We start from the raw sequence: 13619 nt of genomic DNA, 5'->3' as shown, positions 1-13619 counted from the left end.
CTGTCAGAGTTTTTCCAGCACATTGCCCAGCTGTTTCTTCTTCCAGTCGCTCTCCGGCATCTTTTGATATTTTTCCGCCAGAAACGGCTTCAGGCTTTTTGCCTCGCTGCCTATTGTCTGCAAAGCATTGGTCAGTTCATAGCTGCATTTATCAAAACGTGCCTTGATCACAGGCGTGATCTCCTGCGCGAATAATTGCGGAAATGCTGCCGTGTCAATTTTATACAAAGCCGTGACCGCACTACCGACAACATAGCAGTTTTCATCTTTCAAATAGGGGCGGATATGATTGCGCGTCTCCACCGCACCGATATCGCCCAAAGCCAGCAGCAGATATTGTTTCAGATGGTAATTTTCAGCGGTTTTCAGAATTTCCAGCAATTTTGGTACGGCTTTGCCTGCACGCGCCTGCTGAAAGCCCATATGCTGAATAAGCGTGACCTTGTTATACGGTTCGGGAATATCATCCAGCATCCCCAGCAGCGTATCGACCACCTGCGCCTTTTCCTCCTCCGTTGCGGCCGTCGCCGCCAGCGACCGCCCCATAGAGGTGAAAATCGCCTGATGTGTTTGGATATCACCGCCCGCTTCCTGACGGGTCTTTTCCAGCGCCGCCATAATCGCTGCAAACACCGTGCTGTTATTGCGCGCAATAATTGACAATGCCCCCGCCGCCGCACTGCGTACGCTAAAAACCCTGTCATCCAACAAGGCGGTCAGGGCTGTTTTTACATCCTGCCTGCCCATCAGGTGATGATTGGCAAGATTGCCCGCAATCGCGGTTTTCAGTTCCGTACCGCCATATTGCGATGCCTCAACCAGAGCCTTGACCGCCTCTTCCGGAACAGTGTCCGTGCTGTCGCGTATCAATCCTCCCAGCATAATGGCGGCTTCCGTACGGATATTATCCGGCTGCTCGCTCAGCAAAATAGCTGCCAGCCCCGCATCCAGTTCCGTCGTGTCCCTGCCCGCAACCGCCGCGTCCAGATAGCGGATTTCAATCCGCGCTTTTTCCAGCACTTTGGTACGGCTGCACATCGTCACGCTGTATCCGTCGGGATTATCCTTATCCCATGATTTATCGGCATAGATCAGATAATCTTTTTGATCTTCAAAATTCCAATAAGCGCAGCCATGGCGCGGCAAGCCAAGAATAAATTCTTTTCCGGGATCGCCTTTCCAGATTTTATCCACATCTATCATGACACGATCAGTGTTATCGGCGGTGTTCTTCACAACACGGACATGACCGGTAAAAACCGCACGCGCCCGTTCCATCGCCGCAGCAGGACTACCCGGCCCTGCGCAGGAACAAGCCTGTGCAATGACAGGCATCAAAGACAGAAAGGTAAAAACCGCCGCAGCCGCTAAAAAACGCATCATCGCTCTCCTTGAATTTAAACGTCTATTTTATTTTAGACGGTAAGAAAGAGCGACTCCTTTGACGGAAAACGCATTTTTTTTAAATCAGAGCGCTTTTACATCATGCGAGAGCAGATTTTCATCGGCATCAAAATAGAATTTTCCGGTGAATTTTTTGCCCTTCAGAAAAATCGGGAACCAGAATTCATCATCCGCCCACATTTCATCATAGGGAATGGCGGGAATGTCAAACCATTGCGGTTTCATTTCATCGCTTTCCACCGGCTCACCTTCATAATCCTCGGCTTTAAAGACATGAACTTCCAGCATTTCGGGACTGCCCTCAAAAAAGAATTCCAGCACGCCGCGTTTATCAATTTCGCCGACGGTAATCCCCGCCTCTTCCAGAAACTCGCGCTTTGCCGCCTCTTCGATACTCTCGCCCTGTTCGAGTTTACCGCCAAAACCGTTCCAGCGCCCTGCACCGAAACCGCGCTTTTTCATGCCCAGCAGAATACGCGGCGGCTGGCATAGCAAACACAGGGTCAGCACTTTCTTTTTCAGGGCATTCGTCACGGAAATTCTCCTCTTTTTTAAATGATTTTCGCCCGCACCCTAACGCCCTGCCCGCAATTGCGCAAGGGAGAAATACCGCAACTAACGGCGCGGCGCAGGAAAACGGTAGCGCCCTCCCGTGACTTTTGCGGTTTTGGCAAAACTGTCATAGGTTTCGACGATCTCGTTGAAAGCGGCGCTGATCTTTTGCGGTGACTTCCTTGAATTCCCCAGCGCCGTAATTTTCTTTTCGGCATCGGCAAGGCGCAGCTTGGCATATGTGCTGGAGCGCACTTCCTGCCCGGAACTGTTTGTCCATTTGACCTCGTCTTTTTTATCCTTGCTGTCGGTCTGATGTGCCAAAGGAATGACCAGCCCCGCGAAGCCGACAGATAATATCGCGGAATAAAGCACCGGTGCAAAACCGTAAAGCGGCACCATCGCCCCGGCCATGGCAAGAATGGCGGCGCCGATAATCAGCACCCCCAGAATACCGCCAGCCAGCTCATGGTCGTGCAGGCGGAAATTTTTCCACGCCTCACGCGCATGACCCATTTTGTTTTTCAGCTTCGCCGTCAGGGAAGGTTTTGCTTGTTTGTTTTGCATTGCAGGACTCCTTATCTTTCGTGCAGCCGCCACGCGCTGCGTTGTACCGAAATTTGGAGAGCCCCTGTGATCCGCAGCAATAGATGCCGGATGTGACCGCTCATAAAAATCATTACCATAACTTATATGCCGCCGTCAACCACGCCATGTTTTATTAACGGCTTCTTAATATGATTAATATATAACATTAACTATGAGGGCTAACCATATGATATACATTTTTGTTTTTATGGTTTGTAGCGCAACAATGCTGCATAAGAAAGCCTATGCCGCCGCAACGGATGACTGGCTCATCCAATTAGGCGCCTTCCACAGCCAAGCCCTCGCGACGCAAACATGGCAAAAATTAAACGCAAAACACGCCGCCCTACTGGACGGCCTGACTGCTGAATATCAGGAAACCGGCAATGATAAAGGGGAAACCCTGTTCCGTCTGCGCGCCGGGCGGTTTGCAACGCGGGATGAAGCCAAAATGCGCTGCGATGATTTGCAAAAACAAGGCGGTGCATGTTTTGTTGTGAAACAGCCCCTTCCCGCGCCCGAACAGCCGCCGCCTGCCGACAGCACCAAGGGCAACGCCATTATCTGGGGCGGTGCCGATTTTACATCCAAATCATTTTACAGCTATCTCGGCAGCGTTTACGCGCTTTCAGGACAGAATATCTACAGCGACAGCGGCTTTTTGCTCAGAACCTCTCTGGGCTATGGCCAGTATAAATATAATAAAATCGGTTTTCCCAATACCGAAGTCAGCGGCAGTGTCAGAGCGGCTGATTTAATGCTCGGATACAAGCACGCTTTTGACAATGGCGGCGTGACCCTTTATCTGGGCGGCAGTATCGAAAATCACAACCTGTCCGCCAATGATGCGGGGAACAGCGTGAACGGCACGCATGCGGGCTTTGCCGCCAATATGGACGCACAGATAAGACCGACCGACAATATCACCTTGATGGGCATGGGCTCATATGCTTCTGCGAACCAGAGCTATTGGTCGCATTTTGCCGCAGGTTATACATTCAGATCCAGCCCCATCGGCGCTGTCACAATCGGCCCCACAGCCGGTATTGCAGGCGGTAAAAACTACCAGCAAAGACGTCTCGGCCTCTCCGTATCAGACATCAATCTGGGCTTTGCCAATGCCTTTACCTATGCGGGTTACAGCCGCGATCAAAACGACAGCGGCAGCGGCTATGCCGGCTTCGGGCTTGATCACAGTTTTTAGAAACACCGTGCCAAGGGCGCAATACAGGTCCGGTTATCGGGGAATTTCATCTCTTCCAGCCTGCGGATACGGTCCATCATCATAAAATATGTGTAATCATCACGGGCTCTTTGCGTATCCCATGACAAAATACCGCCGGATTTCTGCCCGGCTTTGACAGGGCGTAAAGTGACCTGAAAAGGAATATCGTGACCGCATAGCGACAAAACACCCTGACATAGCCCCTCCGGCAGCGCTTCTAGCGCATTTTGCGGCTTGAAACTCAACCCCGCATCGGACAGCTCCGTCACAACTGCCTGCACAGATGCCTGCCCGTTTTGCAGCGATACCGCGATCTCTACGGGAAAGCGGCTGAAAGAACGGCGGTTACGGTTACAGCGGTGCGTCAGCTTGCACACATTCCAGGCCAGCCATGCCCCCAGACAGCACCACATGACAATGATCATAATCGGCCAGCCGTCAATGCGCGGCGTGCCGAAAAATTCATCATAGCCCGCCTTGCCAAGAGCAATCAGATTAATCACCAGCATGAACCACGGAAAAAGAAAAGGAGACGGTTTCTCACGTATTTTCGGCGTGATTTTAAAATCGATATGCTTCTTGCTGAATAGCGCCGGAAAAGCGCGCACCAATGCGGGGCAGCGCGCCATATTGAATATTTCATTCTTGATAACCTTGGTATAACCCCGCGAAAGCTCTTTATAGGCCAGCAATCCGACCAGCAGGAAAGGCAGGAAAAAAACCGCCCATTCGGCAAAGCTCACTTTTATCGGCGAGATATAGAAAACAAGCGTCACAGCAGAGGCGATATACAGAAAGACGTGGCGCGGCCCTTCAATATAGTTCCCCACATGCAGCAGATACGCCATGCGCTGCTGAAAAGTCAGATTCATGCGTCCGGCAAACAGACCCTCCTGACGGGCAATCTGCATCGCACCTTCCGCCCAGCGTATCCTTTGACGCTGAAAGCTGATGGCATCATGCGGTGCAAGCCCTGCGGATAATGTTTCCGGATGATAAACCGATGCCCAGCCGTTTGCATGCAGCAAGGTCGAGGTGTGCATATCCTCCGTCACCGTCGAGGAGGCAAAACCGCCGACATCATCCAGCGCCGCACGGCGTAACACGGCACAGCTGCCGCAGAACATGGCCGCATTATGCATGTCACGCCCGCGCTGCTGTGCGTGGAAAAACAGGGAATGCTCCGACCAGAGATCATGTGCGCGGTCATGCCCCAGATGCTGATAGGAGTCAAAATTGTAAAATTCCTGCGGCGTTTGCACAAAGGCCAGTTTCGGGTCGGTGAAATAGCCCAATGTCCGGTCAAGAAATTCCGGCGCGGCAATGAAATCCGCATCAAACACCACAATAAATTCGCCCTGCGTCTGCGCCATGGCATGGTTCAAATTTCCCGCCTTTGCCCCTTTATTGTCACTGCGTGCGATATAACGGCAACCCAGCTCTTTTGCCAAAAGACGCATTTCCGGCCGATTGCCGTCATCCAAAAGCCATGTCTCATGCGGGTATGTGATCCGTAATGCCGCGATCACGGTGCGGCGCACAAGGCTGGCGGGCTCATTATATGTGGGAATATAGACATCCACCGCCAGCCCTTTTTTAACGGGCGGCGATGCACGCGGCGCAAAGCGCAGCAGGCTAAGCAGGTTAATCGCCAGCCAGACAAAGCCCACCAGCTCGGACAGGTAAAACAGCAAAGAATATAGCGGATAGGACGGATTAAAAATCGTCAGCCGCCAGAAAAAATAAACCGCGGCGATCACAAAATACGCCCCGATCAGCACTTTACGCGCACGCAGCAGGCTGTCTGCGGAGACATGTCCGGCAGGCAGCGCACTGTCTTTATACGGCGGCGGCTTTTGACGATCTGATCCCTGCTGGTTTTGCATGATAAATTTCTACCCCGCGCAATCGACACAAGTCGGGATAGCCGGCTCAAGGTCAAGACGTTTTGCAGGGATGGGTTCATCACAGGATGCGCAATAGCCGTAATCACCGCTGTCAATCCGCGCCAGCGCCTGTTCAATGCGGCGGATTTGCATTTTGCGGCGGCGCTCATTCGCCAGCGCCATTTCTTGCTGCTGCATCGCATCCATGCGTGACAACCGCCCGACCATGGTTTGATCAAGCTCCACAGGTTTGCGGGACTCCGCGCTGACCCCGTCCATTTCCTCCAGTTCCTTTTTCAAGGCCAGAAGCTTTTCTTTGTAATATGACGTGTTAATTTCTGACATATCATTTAAAACGGCGCTTAAGCCGCGACCTTCTTGCCTGCCCTGCAAAAGCTGATATATGTGCAGAGTTTCAACAGCAACACAGGCAGCGTGGAAAACAGAATAAAGGCCAACCCCATCGTTGCCAGCTCATGCGAAAGGAAATGCGCGCCGCGCAAAAGTTGCGTCACGCTCAGCACCAGCCCCAGCGGCAGCGATGCCAGCACATAAAGCGGCCAGCGCGGGCGGTTTCCTGCAAAAATAAAGGCCCATCCCAGCCAGAAATATCCCGATGAGGAATGCCCCGCCGGAAAACAATGCCCGTGACCGTACTGCCCCAGCGCAAACATATCACTGTAATGCGGCGGCTGCAGTTTGATGCCGCCAAAAACTTCAAGGCTCCACGGACAGGGAAAGGTCGTCATTGATTTCAGCAACAGGTCAAGACCGATAAACAGCAGCCCGCTCACCACAAAAAGCCGCAATTTCGGCTGCCATGCGATATCTTTCCGAAAGAAAGGCGGCACAACAGACAAAATCACCATCAGGACAACAATGCCGATAAAAACGCGGTGCACAGCATCATGCAATATCGCCTGCAGCCACCAGCTGCTGCGCGGAAACATATCGCCGAATGCCGCATAGATACGCCTGCTGAGCGCCATGTCCAAACCGGATATGGCGGCACCCGCACTGCAGAGCAGCAAGAAGCATCCGAGCAACAACGCGCCCTTCCGCAGGAAGACAGCGGAAGACATCCCGTTCTCACTTTGCTTATTTGAGGTATTGTTTACATGCGGCATAACGGCCTCCCTTACGACCTCTCCCATTCCGGCAATTGCTCCATCGCCAGAATATCCGCAACATCATGCCGTTTGCGGATCACCGCATAATCATTCCCCTTCACCAACACTTCGGGTACCAAAGCGCGGGTATTATAATAGGATGACATCACCGCACCATAAGCGCCGCTGACCATAAAAGCCGCCAGATCATCGCGCTTCATTTCCGGCAATATTTCGCCTGTCATGAAAGTGTCACCCGTTTCGCAGACCGGACCGACGATATCATAGGCATGTTCCGGCGTTCCTGCCGGTGCTTCGCGTACGGGCAGCAGCGGATGATAGGCGTTATACAGCGTCGGGCGGATCAAATCATTCATGGCCGCATCAATAATGACAAAGCTGCGTTCGCCCGCGCCGATTTTTCCGGCAGACGGGCAGTTTTTGATATACAGCACCCGCGACAGCAGCAATCCGGCATTGCCGACCAGCGCCCGCCCCGGCTCCAGAATAATCTGGCAGCCCAGCGGCGCAATCATCTCTTTCACCAGCGCGGCAAAGCTATCCAGATCCATCGGTTTTTCATCTTTATAGGTAATGCCGAAACCGCCGCCGATATCAATGCGGCTGATGGCGTGCCCGCCTGCGCGCAATGTTGCGATTAAAGCGGCCATGCGCGTGAAAGCATCACGGAAAGGCTTGTTTTCAGCAATTTGCGAGCCGATATGCATCGCCGCACCGGTAATTTCAATCCCCGGCAATCCTGCCGCGTAATCATATATTTCCGGCGCTTTTTCAATATCGATACCGAATTTATCATGCTTGCGCCCCGTGGAGATTTTGTCATGCCCGCCCGCATGAATATCGGGGTTCACGCGCAGGGCAATCTGCGCGGTTTTTCCCAGTTCTGCGGCCGTTTGCGATAACAGTTCCAGCTCCGGCACTGATTCTACATTGATCTGCCAAATGCCGTATTCCAGCGCCGCCGCCATCTCTGCACGGCTTTTACCGACACCGGAATAAACGATTTTTTCCGCCGGAATACCTGCGGCCTTGGCGCGTTCCAACTCGCCGCCCGAGACGATATCCGCCCCCGCACCTTCATCACCCAGCGCTTTCATCAAGGCGATATTACTGCCTGCCTTGCAGGCATAGGCGATCAGGAAATCCTGTTCCGGCATCGCCGCTTGCAGCGCCTTGGATAGCGCATGATAATTATCGCGCAATTGCTTGACAGAATAACAATAAACAGGCGTCCCGACATCCGCCGCAATGCGTGATAATGCGACATCTTCAATATGAAGCGCGCTGTTTTTATAATGATAAACGCCCATTTTCAACTTTCCGGATCAAACCCTTGAAACATATACTTTAACCGCCGCACCGCCTGCGATGCTTTTTATATTGCTGCAAACTCATAGCATAAACCAGGCGAAAACAGAAGAAAATCACAGATAAACAAAAAATCCCTTTACATATTCCCGAATTTTTTGTATTCTTTTCGAAAGTTTTTTGTAATTGTTATTTGTGCCCTGCGGTTCAGCATGCTATCTTTCCATGTTATTCAGGACACTGCATAAACAAGCAACATATCGTTTATTATTTCAAGCCGGGAGCATATGCGAATGGCACGGGCGCAAAAGCGGCAGAGTGTAGAGGACATGAAGAAACAAGATGGCGTTACATCGGCATCCGTTTCCGCACATCCCGCAACTGACGACCCGTCCAAGCCGAAACGCAAAAATATCGTCTGGCGCTATTCCAAAGAATTATGGAGCGACCACCGTTTCTGGAAGCAGATGTTCCTGCTGAAAGGCGGTATGGGTGTTGTCACGACCGGATTACTGCTGGTCCCCGTTATTATGTCCCTGCCCGCGATTATGCTGGCCTCCGCCGTTGTACTCGGCGGCGTTCTGGCTGTCGGCGCGGCTTTCAGCATCGCCGTTGGCGCCAGCGGCCTTGTCGGCACATTTTCCCGCGCCCGCCAAAAAATCAATGCGGAATTCGGCCGCAACAAGGATGATATCACCGGCGTCCCCAAGGATCAGATCGCCCTGTCGCAAACGCGTATGGCTTTCAAGGATATGTTGACGGAAAAATGGCCGATGCGCCCCATCGTTAACAGTAAGCTGGTGAAACGCGTCAACCAGTCCCGCGCCGTCAACCGCTTTAAAAGCTTTATGAATGAAAGCGATAATCTTCTGGATACGCTAACGGTGAAGAACTCCGCCCTGACCGTCGCGATTTTCGGCGGCATGCTGCTGGCGGTTGAGCTGGTCGCCGCACCGATCTTCTTTTCCGTTGCGTTTCTTGCCTATACCGTCGCCTCGCTCGGCTTTGCCATGTATATGGGTTATGAAGGCATCAAAGATATGGGCAAACGCCGCGAGGAAGCCAAACGCCTGAAAAAGCTTGAACAAGCAAAAGCCAACAGCCCTGCCGGCAAGCTGACCCGCGCCAAAAACAGCGTGATGGAAGGCTTCAAATCCGGCGGCGCGAAACTGAAAAAAGGCTGGGTCAGCGCCCAGTTCTGGAAGAAGGCCGATAAAGAACAAAACGCGCCTGACGCAAAGCCCGCGAAGAAGGTTGTGAAAAAACCGGCCAATGAAAATGCCGTTGCACCGGCTGCGCAGAAGAATAGTTCTGGAAAATCACGCTGGAAGCTGTTATAGTTACAACCAATTACCGATTCTAATTGTAAGGGATGAAGAGATGAGCGCAGAAACCGTTGTTGAAACCACCGATGTCCAGACCGCCCCCGCCGCAGCTGCGGGTGACGCAGCTGTTGCGAAAGGCAAAAAGAAGAAAAAAGAAACCTACCGCGTTATGCAGTATCTTCTGAAAGTCGGCAAGATTGAATCCAAACAGGACACATTCCCGTCTGACCAGTTCATCCTGAAAAACCTTCCCGATGCCATCCGCAAAACGGACGGCGCATCGAAAAAAGCCAAAGTTATCCTTGGCCTTGCCGCAGCGGCTGTGGTTCTTGGACTTGGCGGCATTATCGCGCCGATCGCCCTCGGGCTCGCCGGCGTAATCGGCACGGCGACCGCTATGATCGGCGGCGCAGTCAGTCTCAGCCTCGGCGTTGCCGCCGGCATGGTGGTACAGGATCAGGCACAGGAATTCGGCAAGGAATTCGGCGAAGGTCTCGGCAAACGCCTGCTGGCAAAGCATCTCGTTGAAAAAGGCCGCGAACTGAATGCACAGCGCAAGGCCAATGCCGAACAGCGCCGCAAGGAACGTGCTGCCGAAAAGGCCGCGAAAAAAGCCTCCGATGCCCAGAATGACAGCAAACCGGCTGCTGAACAGGGCACGGCTTCAAAGCTTTTTTCAGGCGCATTGAAGCTGAAAAAAGCTTGGGATGACAACGCCCCCAAAGACACCAAAGACAAAGCCGCCGAAGGCATCAAAAATGCCGGAGAAACTGCGAAAAAGAAAATCGGATCCCTTTACGACCGCCTTAAGAATCGCGGTAAAAAAAACGGCAATGATAAAGCCGCATAAATTCGCACGGCATCTTCTGTCATAATACAGCATCTTTCTGACCGTTTTTGCGAAAAAAACGATTTAATAATCTGTTTTTGTGGTTTTTTATTTGCAACTGTTGCAAGCTGCGCTACACTTTTATCAGCATGAGACAGTTGTACCATTTGTGGCTTCATCCTTTTTCGAGAAAGGTGCGGATTGCACTTGCTGAGAAAGGCTTGGAGTTCGAACTTAAAGTCGAAAAGATATGGGAGCGCCGCACGGAGTTTCTGACGATCAATCCGGCGGGGGATGTTCCTGTGCTGGTTGAGCCGGACGGTACGATCCTGACTGATTCGCAGGTCATCGTCGAATATCTTGACGAAGTTTATAACACGACCGACCTTTTGGGCCGCGACCCATTGGCACGGGCCGAAACGCGCCGCCTTGTTGCATGGTTCGATAAAAAATTCAACGCCGAGGTCACGGAAAACCTTGTCGGCGAGAAAATGATGAAACAGTTTCTGAAAATGGGCGAACCGCACGGCCCGTCTATCCGCGCGGGTCATGCCAATATCCACTACCATCTCGACTATATCGGCTTTCTGACCGAAAAGCACCGCTGGCTGGCCGGGGATTTCTTCTCCCTTGCCGATATCACGGCGGCTGCACATCTCTCCACAATTGACTATATCGGTGACGTGCCGTGGGACAAGCATCCGGCTGCAAAAGACTGGTATGCGCGTCTGAAGTCACGTCCCAGTTTCAAGCCGCTTTTGAATGATATCATTCCCGGCTTTACACCGCCGCAGCATTACAGCGTCGAACATTTTTAAGAGGGGTTGAAACGGCGGGAATGGATTACGATACAGGGCTCGTGCCAACAGAATTACCAAAGGATAAAAACCTCTTCTGTTTCGGCTTCGGCTATTGCGCCGCCGCACTCAGCATTGCTTTGCGCCAATATAACTGGACCATCGGCGGCACCACAACCGATCTGGAAAAACGCACCTATCTTCGACAAAACGGTATCAACGCCTATTTATTCGATTCCACACAGCCCCTTCCCGCCCTTGACCGCATCCTGCAAGACACCACCCACTTAATTCTGTCCATTCCGCCGACCGAACACGGCGATATCGCCTATGAAATGCACGGACAGGAACTGGAAGCCCTGCCCAATCTGGAATGGGTCGGCTATCTTTCCGCGACATCGGTTTACGGCAATTACAACGGCAGCTGGGTGGATGAGGAAACACCGCCCGGCCCGAACAGCCGCCGCGGTTCTTTACGCCTGAAAGCCGAGCAGCAATGGTATGATCTGTTTTTAAACAGCGGTTTTCCACTGCATATTTTCCGTCTGGCCGGTATTTACGGCCCCGGGCGCAGTACGCTGGATGTTGTCCGCGCCGGAAAGGCACGCCGTATTGTCAAAGAAGGCCACGTCTTTAACCGCATCCATATTGACGACATTGTACAAACGCTGTTTGCCTCCATGATTTATCCGCAGCCCGGAGAAATCTATAACCTTGCCGATGATGATCCGGAACCCAGTCATGAAGTGATCAAATATTCCTGTGAATTGCTGGGGCTGGACGTGCCGGAACTGATCCCCTATGACGAAGTTGATTACCTTGCCCCGATTGTCCGCAGTTTCTATCAGGACAATAAGCGGATTAAAAATGAAAAAATCAAACGCGATCTGGGGGTCAAGCTTCTCTATCCTGATTACAAGCTGGGCCTGAATGCCTGCTTCGCCGCCGAAGAAGATGTCGCAGAAGTCTAACACCGCTTGACAAATAACGCATGTTTTCGCAATCTGTCACGCATTCGTCCTGCCGCAAATAATAAAACAACAATATATATTCCGATATGGCCGCCAAACCGAAAAAAAACCTGCCCGTTGCCGTGATTGATATCGGCTCCAACGCCGTCCGTCTTGTTATTTATGACGGGCTGTTCCGCTGCCCGTTGCGCACACATACCGAGCGGCTGATCTGTGGGCTGGGGCGCAGCATGATGCAGACGGGCTGCCTTGATCCCGAAGGCGTAGCACAGGCGATGGATGCGCTAGCGCGTTTTTCCGGCATTCTTGAAGCACTGAAAATCAAAACCGTCATTCCGCTGGCGACCGCCGCGCTGCGTGATGCGCAGGACGGGCCGAAATTTATCGCCACAGTACGCGAAAAATTCAATATCGATATTCAGGTCATCAGCGGCATGGAAGAGGCCCGCCTCTCCGCCCTTGGCGTAATTGCCGGTTTCGGTGCGGTCTCCGGCGTCGTCGGCGATTTCGGCGGCGGGTCGCTGGAGCTGATCTCCGTTGAAAATAACCGCATTCTGGATCAGGTCACCCTGCCGCTCGGAGCTTTGCGTATTCTGGCGCTGAAGAGTGAGCAGGAACGCCACAGCTATATTCAGGAACATCTGGCCGGTGTGCCGCTGCTGCAATCGGCACAGAAACAGAATTTCTACGTCTTGGGCGGCGCATGGCGCTCGCTGGGCAAGGCGCATATGCATATGACGGATTACACCATCCCCGTGCTGGACCATTACACCATCCGCGCTAATCCGGCACTGGAATTTACCACGCTGCTGTCGCGGCAAAGCCCTGCTTCGCTGGAGCGCATGGCCGGTCTGTCCGCCCGCCGCGTCAAGGATATTCCCGTCGCCGCGCTGGTGATGTCCTATGTGCTGAAATATCTGAAGCCGCAGAATATTATGTTTTCGGGTACAGGTCTGCGCGAGGGCGCAATTTTCGACCGCCTGCCGCAATCGGAACAGCAGCGCCACCCGCTACTGACCGCTTGTAAAGATATCGGCCGCCGCACCAACCGTCTTGACAATATTGACGCCTTCCATGATATGGCCATATGGCTGCGCCCGCTGTTTCAAGACACGAAAAAAGAGGATATCGCGGTTATTTTAGAATGTGCCTGTCTGCTGAGTGATCTGGGCTGGTATGAACATGAAGAACACCGCGCCGTTAACGCCTATGAGCGCATCATGCGCTTTCCGCTTTACGGTTTATCCCACCGTGTCCGCGCCCTGCTGGCGCTGGCGGTTTATGTCCGTTATCACGGCTATCTGCGCCGTGCGCCGCGCAGCGAGAAAACACAGGCCGAGCTGACCGCCCCCGCACAATCCGTCCTGACAAAATCGGAAGTTGATACCGCCATCCGGATCGGTCTGGCTATCCGCATGGCGCATCTGCTGACAGGCAGTGTCCTACCGCTGCTGAAACATGCCGAACTGCGCCTGACCGATAAAACCCTGCGCCTGATTCTGAGTGGAAAAGCCGTCGCCCTGTCGGGACATATCATTCAGGATGCGCTGGAGGATTTGGCGAAACTCTATAAATGCCGCCCGATGATTACCCGCGCACAATAA

At 52.8% G+C, this 13619-nt stretch carries 13 protein-coding genes; 6 read left to right on the top strand and 7 right to left on the bottom strand.

All coding sequences use genetic code 11. From position 1 onward, the window contains the following. Nucleotides 1-3 precede the first annotated feature (3 nt). The 3 genes from HND56_05370 to HND56_05360 all read right to left on the bottom strand — a co-directional run bounded on the left by HND56_05370 (nucleotide 4) and on the right by HND56_05360 (nucleotide 2523). The gene (locus HND56_05370) at nucleotides 4-1383 is read right to left on the bottom strand and encodes a hypothetical protein (protein ID QKK05152.1); all 1380 of its coding nucleotides are present in this window, start codon (nucleotides 1381-1383) and stop codon (nucleotides 4-6) included. A gap of 84 nt (nucleotides 1384-1467) precedes the next feature. After that, the gene (locus HND56_05365) at nucleotides 1468-1866 is read right to left on the bottom strand and encodes an 8-oxo-dGTP diphosphatase (GenBank protein QKK06565.1); all 399 of its coding nucleotides are present in this window, start codon (nucleotides 1864-1866) and stop codon (nucleotides 1468-1470) included. Nucleotides 1867-2019: 153 nt separating this feature from the next. Further along, entirely contained in the window at nucleotides 2020-2523 is a 504-nt protein-coding gene (locus tag HND56_05360; protein ID QKK05151.1) for a hypothetical protein, read from the bottom strand. A 247-nt stretch (nucleotides 2524-2770) separates the two neighbouring features. On the opposite strand from HND56_05360, the gene bcsS reads away from it, so the two are divergent. Beyond that, nucleotides 2771-3748 (top strand): cellulose biosynthesis protein BcsS, encoded by a 978-nt coding sequence (bcsS, locus tag HND56_05355; protein QKK05150.1) that lies wholly within the window; start codon nucleotides 2771-2773, stop codon nucleotides 3746-3748. Here the strand turns inward: bcsS and HND56_05350 are convergent. From HND56_05350 to lysA, 4 genes are all read right to left on the bottom strand, one after another. Beyond that, on the bottom strand, nucleotides 3745-5655 hold the full coding sequence (locus HND56_05350; protein QKK05149.1) for a glycosyltransferase: 1911 nt from the start codon (nucleotides 5653-5655) through the stop codon (nucleotides 3745-3747). The two genes, bcsS and HND56_05350, sit on opposite strands and share 4 nt — an antisense overlap. Nucleotides 5656-5664: 9 nt before the next feature. Further along, nucleotides 5665-6000, bottom strand: a complete 336-nt coding sequence (locus HND56_05345) for a TraR/DksA family transcriptional regulator (GenBank protein QKK05148.1) — start codon at nucleotides 5998-6000, stop codon at nucleotides 5665-5667. Nucleotides 6001-6017: 17 nt separating this feature from the next. Further along, the gene (locus HND56_05340; protein ID QKK05147.1) at nucleotides 6018-6644 is read right to left on the bottom strand and encodes a phosphatase PAP2 family protein; all 627 of its coding nucleotides are present in this window, start codon (nucleotides 6642-6644) and stop codon (nucleotides 6018-6020) included. 149 nt (nucleotides 6645-6793) lie between these two features. Further along, nucleotides 6794-8095 (bottom strand): diaminopimelate decarboxylase, encoded by a 1302-nt coding sequence (gene lysA / locus HND56_05335; GenBank protein QKK05146.1) that lies wholly within the window; start codon nucleotides 8093-8095, stop codon nucleotides 6794-6796. A 327-nt stretch (nucleotides 8096-8422) separates the two neighbouring features. Here lysA and HND56_05330 point away from each other — a divergent pair, with 327 nt between their 5' ends. The 5 genes from HND56_05330 to HND56_05310 all read left to right on the top strand — a co-directional run bounded on the left by HND56_05330 (nucleotide 8423) and on the right by HND56_05310 (nucleotide 13619). Beyond that, nucleotides 8423-9433: a hypothetical protein gene (locus tag HND56_05330; GenBank protein ID QKK05145.1), complete on the top strand. Its 1011-nt coding sequence runs from the start codon at nucleotides 8423-8425 to the stop codon at nucleotides 9431-9433. Nucleotides 9434-9473: 40 nt separating this feature from the next. Beyond that, the gene (locus HND56_05325; GenBank protein ID QKK05144.1) at nucleotides 9474-10268 is read left to right on the top strand and encodes a hypothetical protein; all 795 of its coding nucleotides are present in this window, start codon (nucleotides 9474-9476) and stop codon (nucleotides 10266-10268) included. Between the two features lie 128 nt (nucleotides 10269-10396). After that, nucleotides 10397-11065: a glutathione S-transferase family protein gene (locus HND56_05320; GenBank protein ID QKK05143.1), complete on the top strand. Its 669-nt coding sequence runs from the start codon at nucleotides 10397-10399 to the stop codon at nucleotides 11063-11065. A 20-nt stretch (nucleotides 11066-11085) separates the two neighbouring features. Further along, nucleotides 11086-12015 (top strand): SDR family oxidoreductase, encoded by a 930-nt coding sequence (locus HND56_05315; GenBank protein ID QKK05142.1) that lies wholly within the window; start codon nucleotides 11086-11088, stop codon nucleotides 12013-12015. Nucleotides 12016-12101: 86 nt separating this feature from the next. Further along, nucleotides 12102-13619, top strand: a complete 1518-nt coding sequence (locus HND56_05310; GenBank protein QKK05141.1) for a Ppx/GppA family phosphatase — start codon at nucleotides 12102-12104, stop codon at nucleotides 13617-13619.

Source organism: Pseudomonadota bacterium, from assembly GCA_013285465.1.
Classification (GTDB): domain Bacteria; phylum Pseudomonadota; class Alphaproteobacteria; order Micavibrionales; family CSBR16-224; genus CSBR16-224.
This window is presented reverse-complemented; position numbering and strand designations above follow the sequence as displayed.

Coding starts and splice junctions, on each gene's coding strand:
- HND56_05330 (QKK05145.1), top strand. CDS start 8,423: ATGAAGAAACAAGATGGCGTTACATCGGCATCCGTTTCCGCACATCCC.
- bcsS (QKK05150.1), top strand. CDS start 2,771: ATGCTGCATAAGAAAGCCTATGCCGCCGCAACGGATGACTGGCTCATC.
- HND56_05340 (QKK05147.1), bottom strand. CDS start 6,644: ATGGCGCTCAGCAGGCGTATCTATGCGGCATTCGGCGATATGTTTCCG.
- HND56_05365 (QKK06565.1), bottom strand. CDS start 1,866: ATGAAAAAGCGCGGTTTCGGTGCAGGGCGCTGGAACGGTTTTGGCGGT.
- HND56_05370 (QKK05152.1), bottom strand. CDS start 1,383: ATGATGCGTTTTTTAGCGGCTGCGGCGGTTTTTACCTTTCTGTCTTTG.
- HND56_05325 (QKK05144.1), top strand. CDS start 9,474: ATGAGCGCAGAAACCGTTGTTGAAACCACCGATGTCCAGACCGCCCCC.
- HND56_05360 (QKK05151.1), bottom strand. CDS start 2,523: ATGCAAAACAAACAAGCAAAACCTTCCCTGACGGCGAAGCTGAAAAAC.
- HND56_05310 (QKK05141.1), top strand. CDS start 12,102: ATGGCCGCCAAACCGAAAAAAAACCTGCCCGTTGCCGTGATTGATATC.
- HND56_05350 (QKK05149.1), bottom strand. CDS start 5,655: ATGCAAAACCAGCAGGGATCAGATCGTCAAAAGCCGCCGCCGTATAAA.
- HND56_05315 (QKK05142.1), top strand. CDS start 11,086: ATGGATTACGATACAGGGCTCGTGCCAACAGAATTACCAAAGGATAAA.
- HND56_05320 (QKK05143.1), top strand. CDS start 10,397: ATGAGACAGTTGTACCATTTGTGGCTTCATCCTTTTTCGAGAAAGGTG.
- HND56_05345 (QKK05148.1), bottom strand. CDS start 6,000: ATGTCAGAAATTAACACGTCATATTACAAAGAAAAGCTTCTGGCCTTG.
- lysA (QKK05146.1), bottom strand. CDS start 8,095: ATGGGCGTTTATCATTATAAAAACAGCGCGCTTCATATTGAAGATGTC.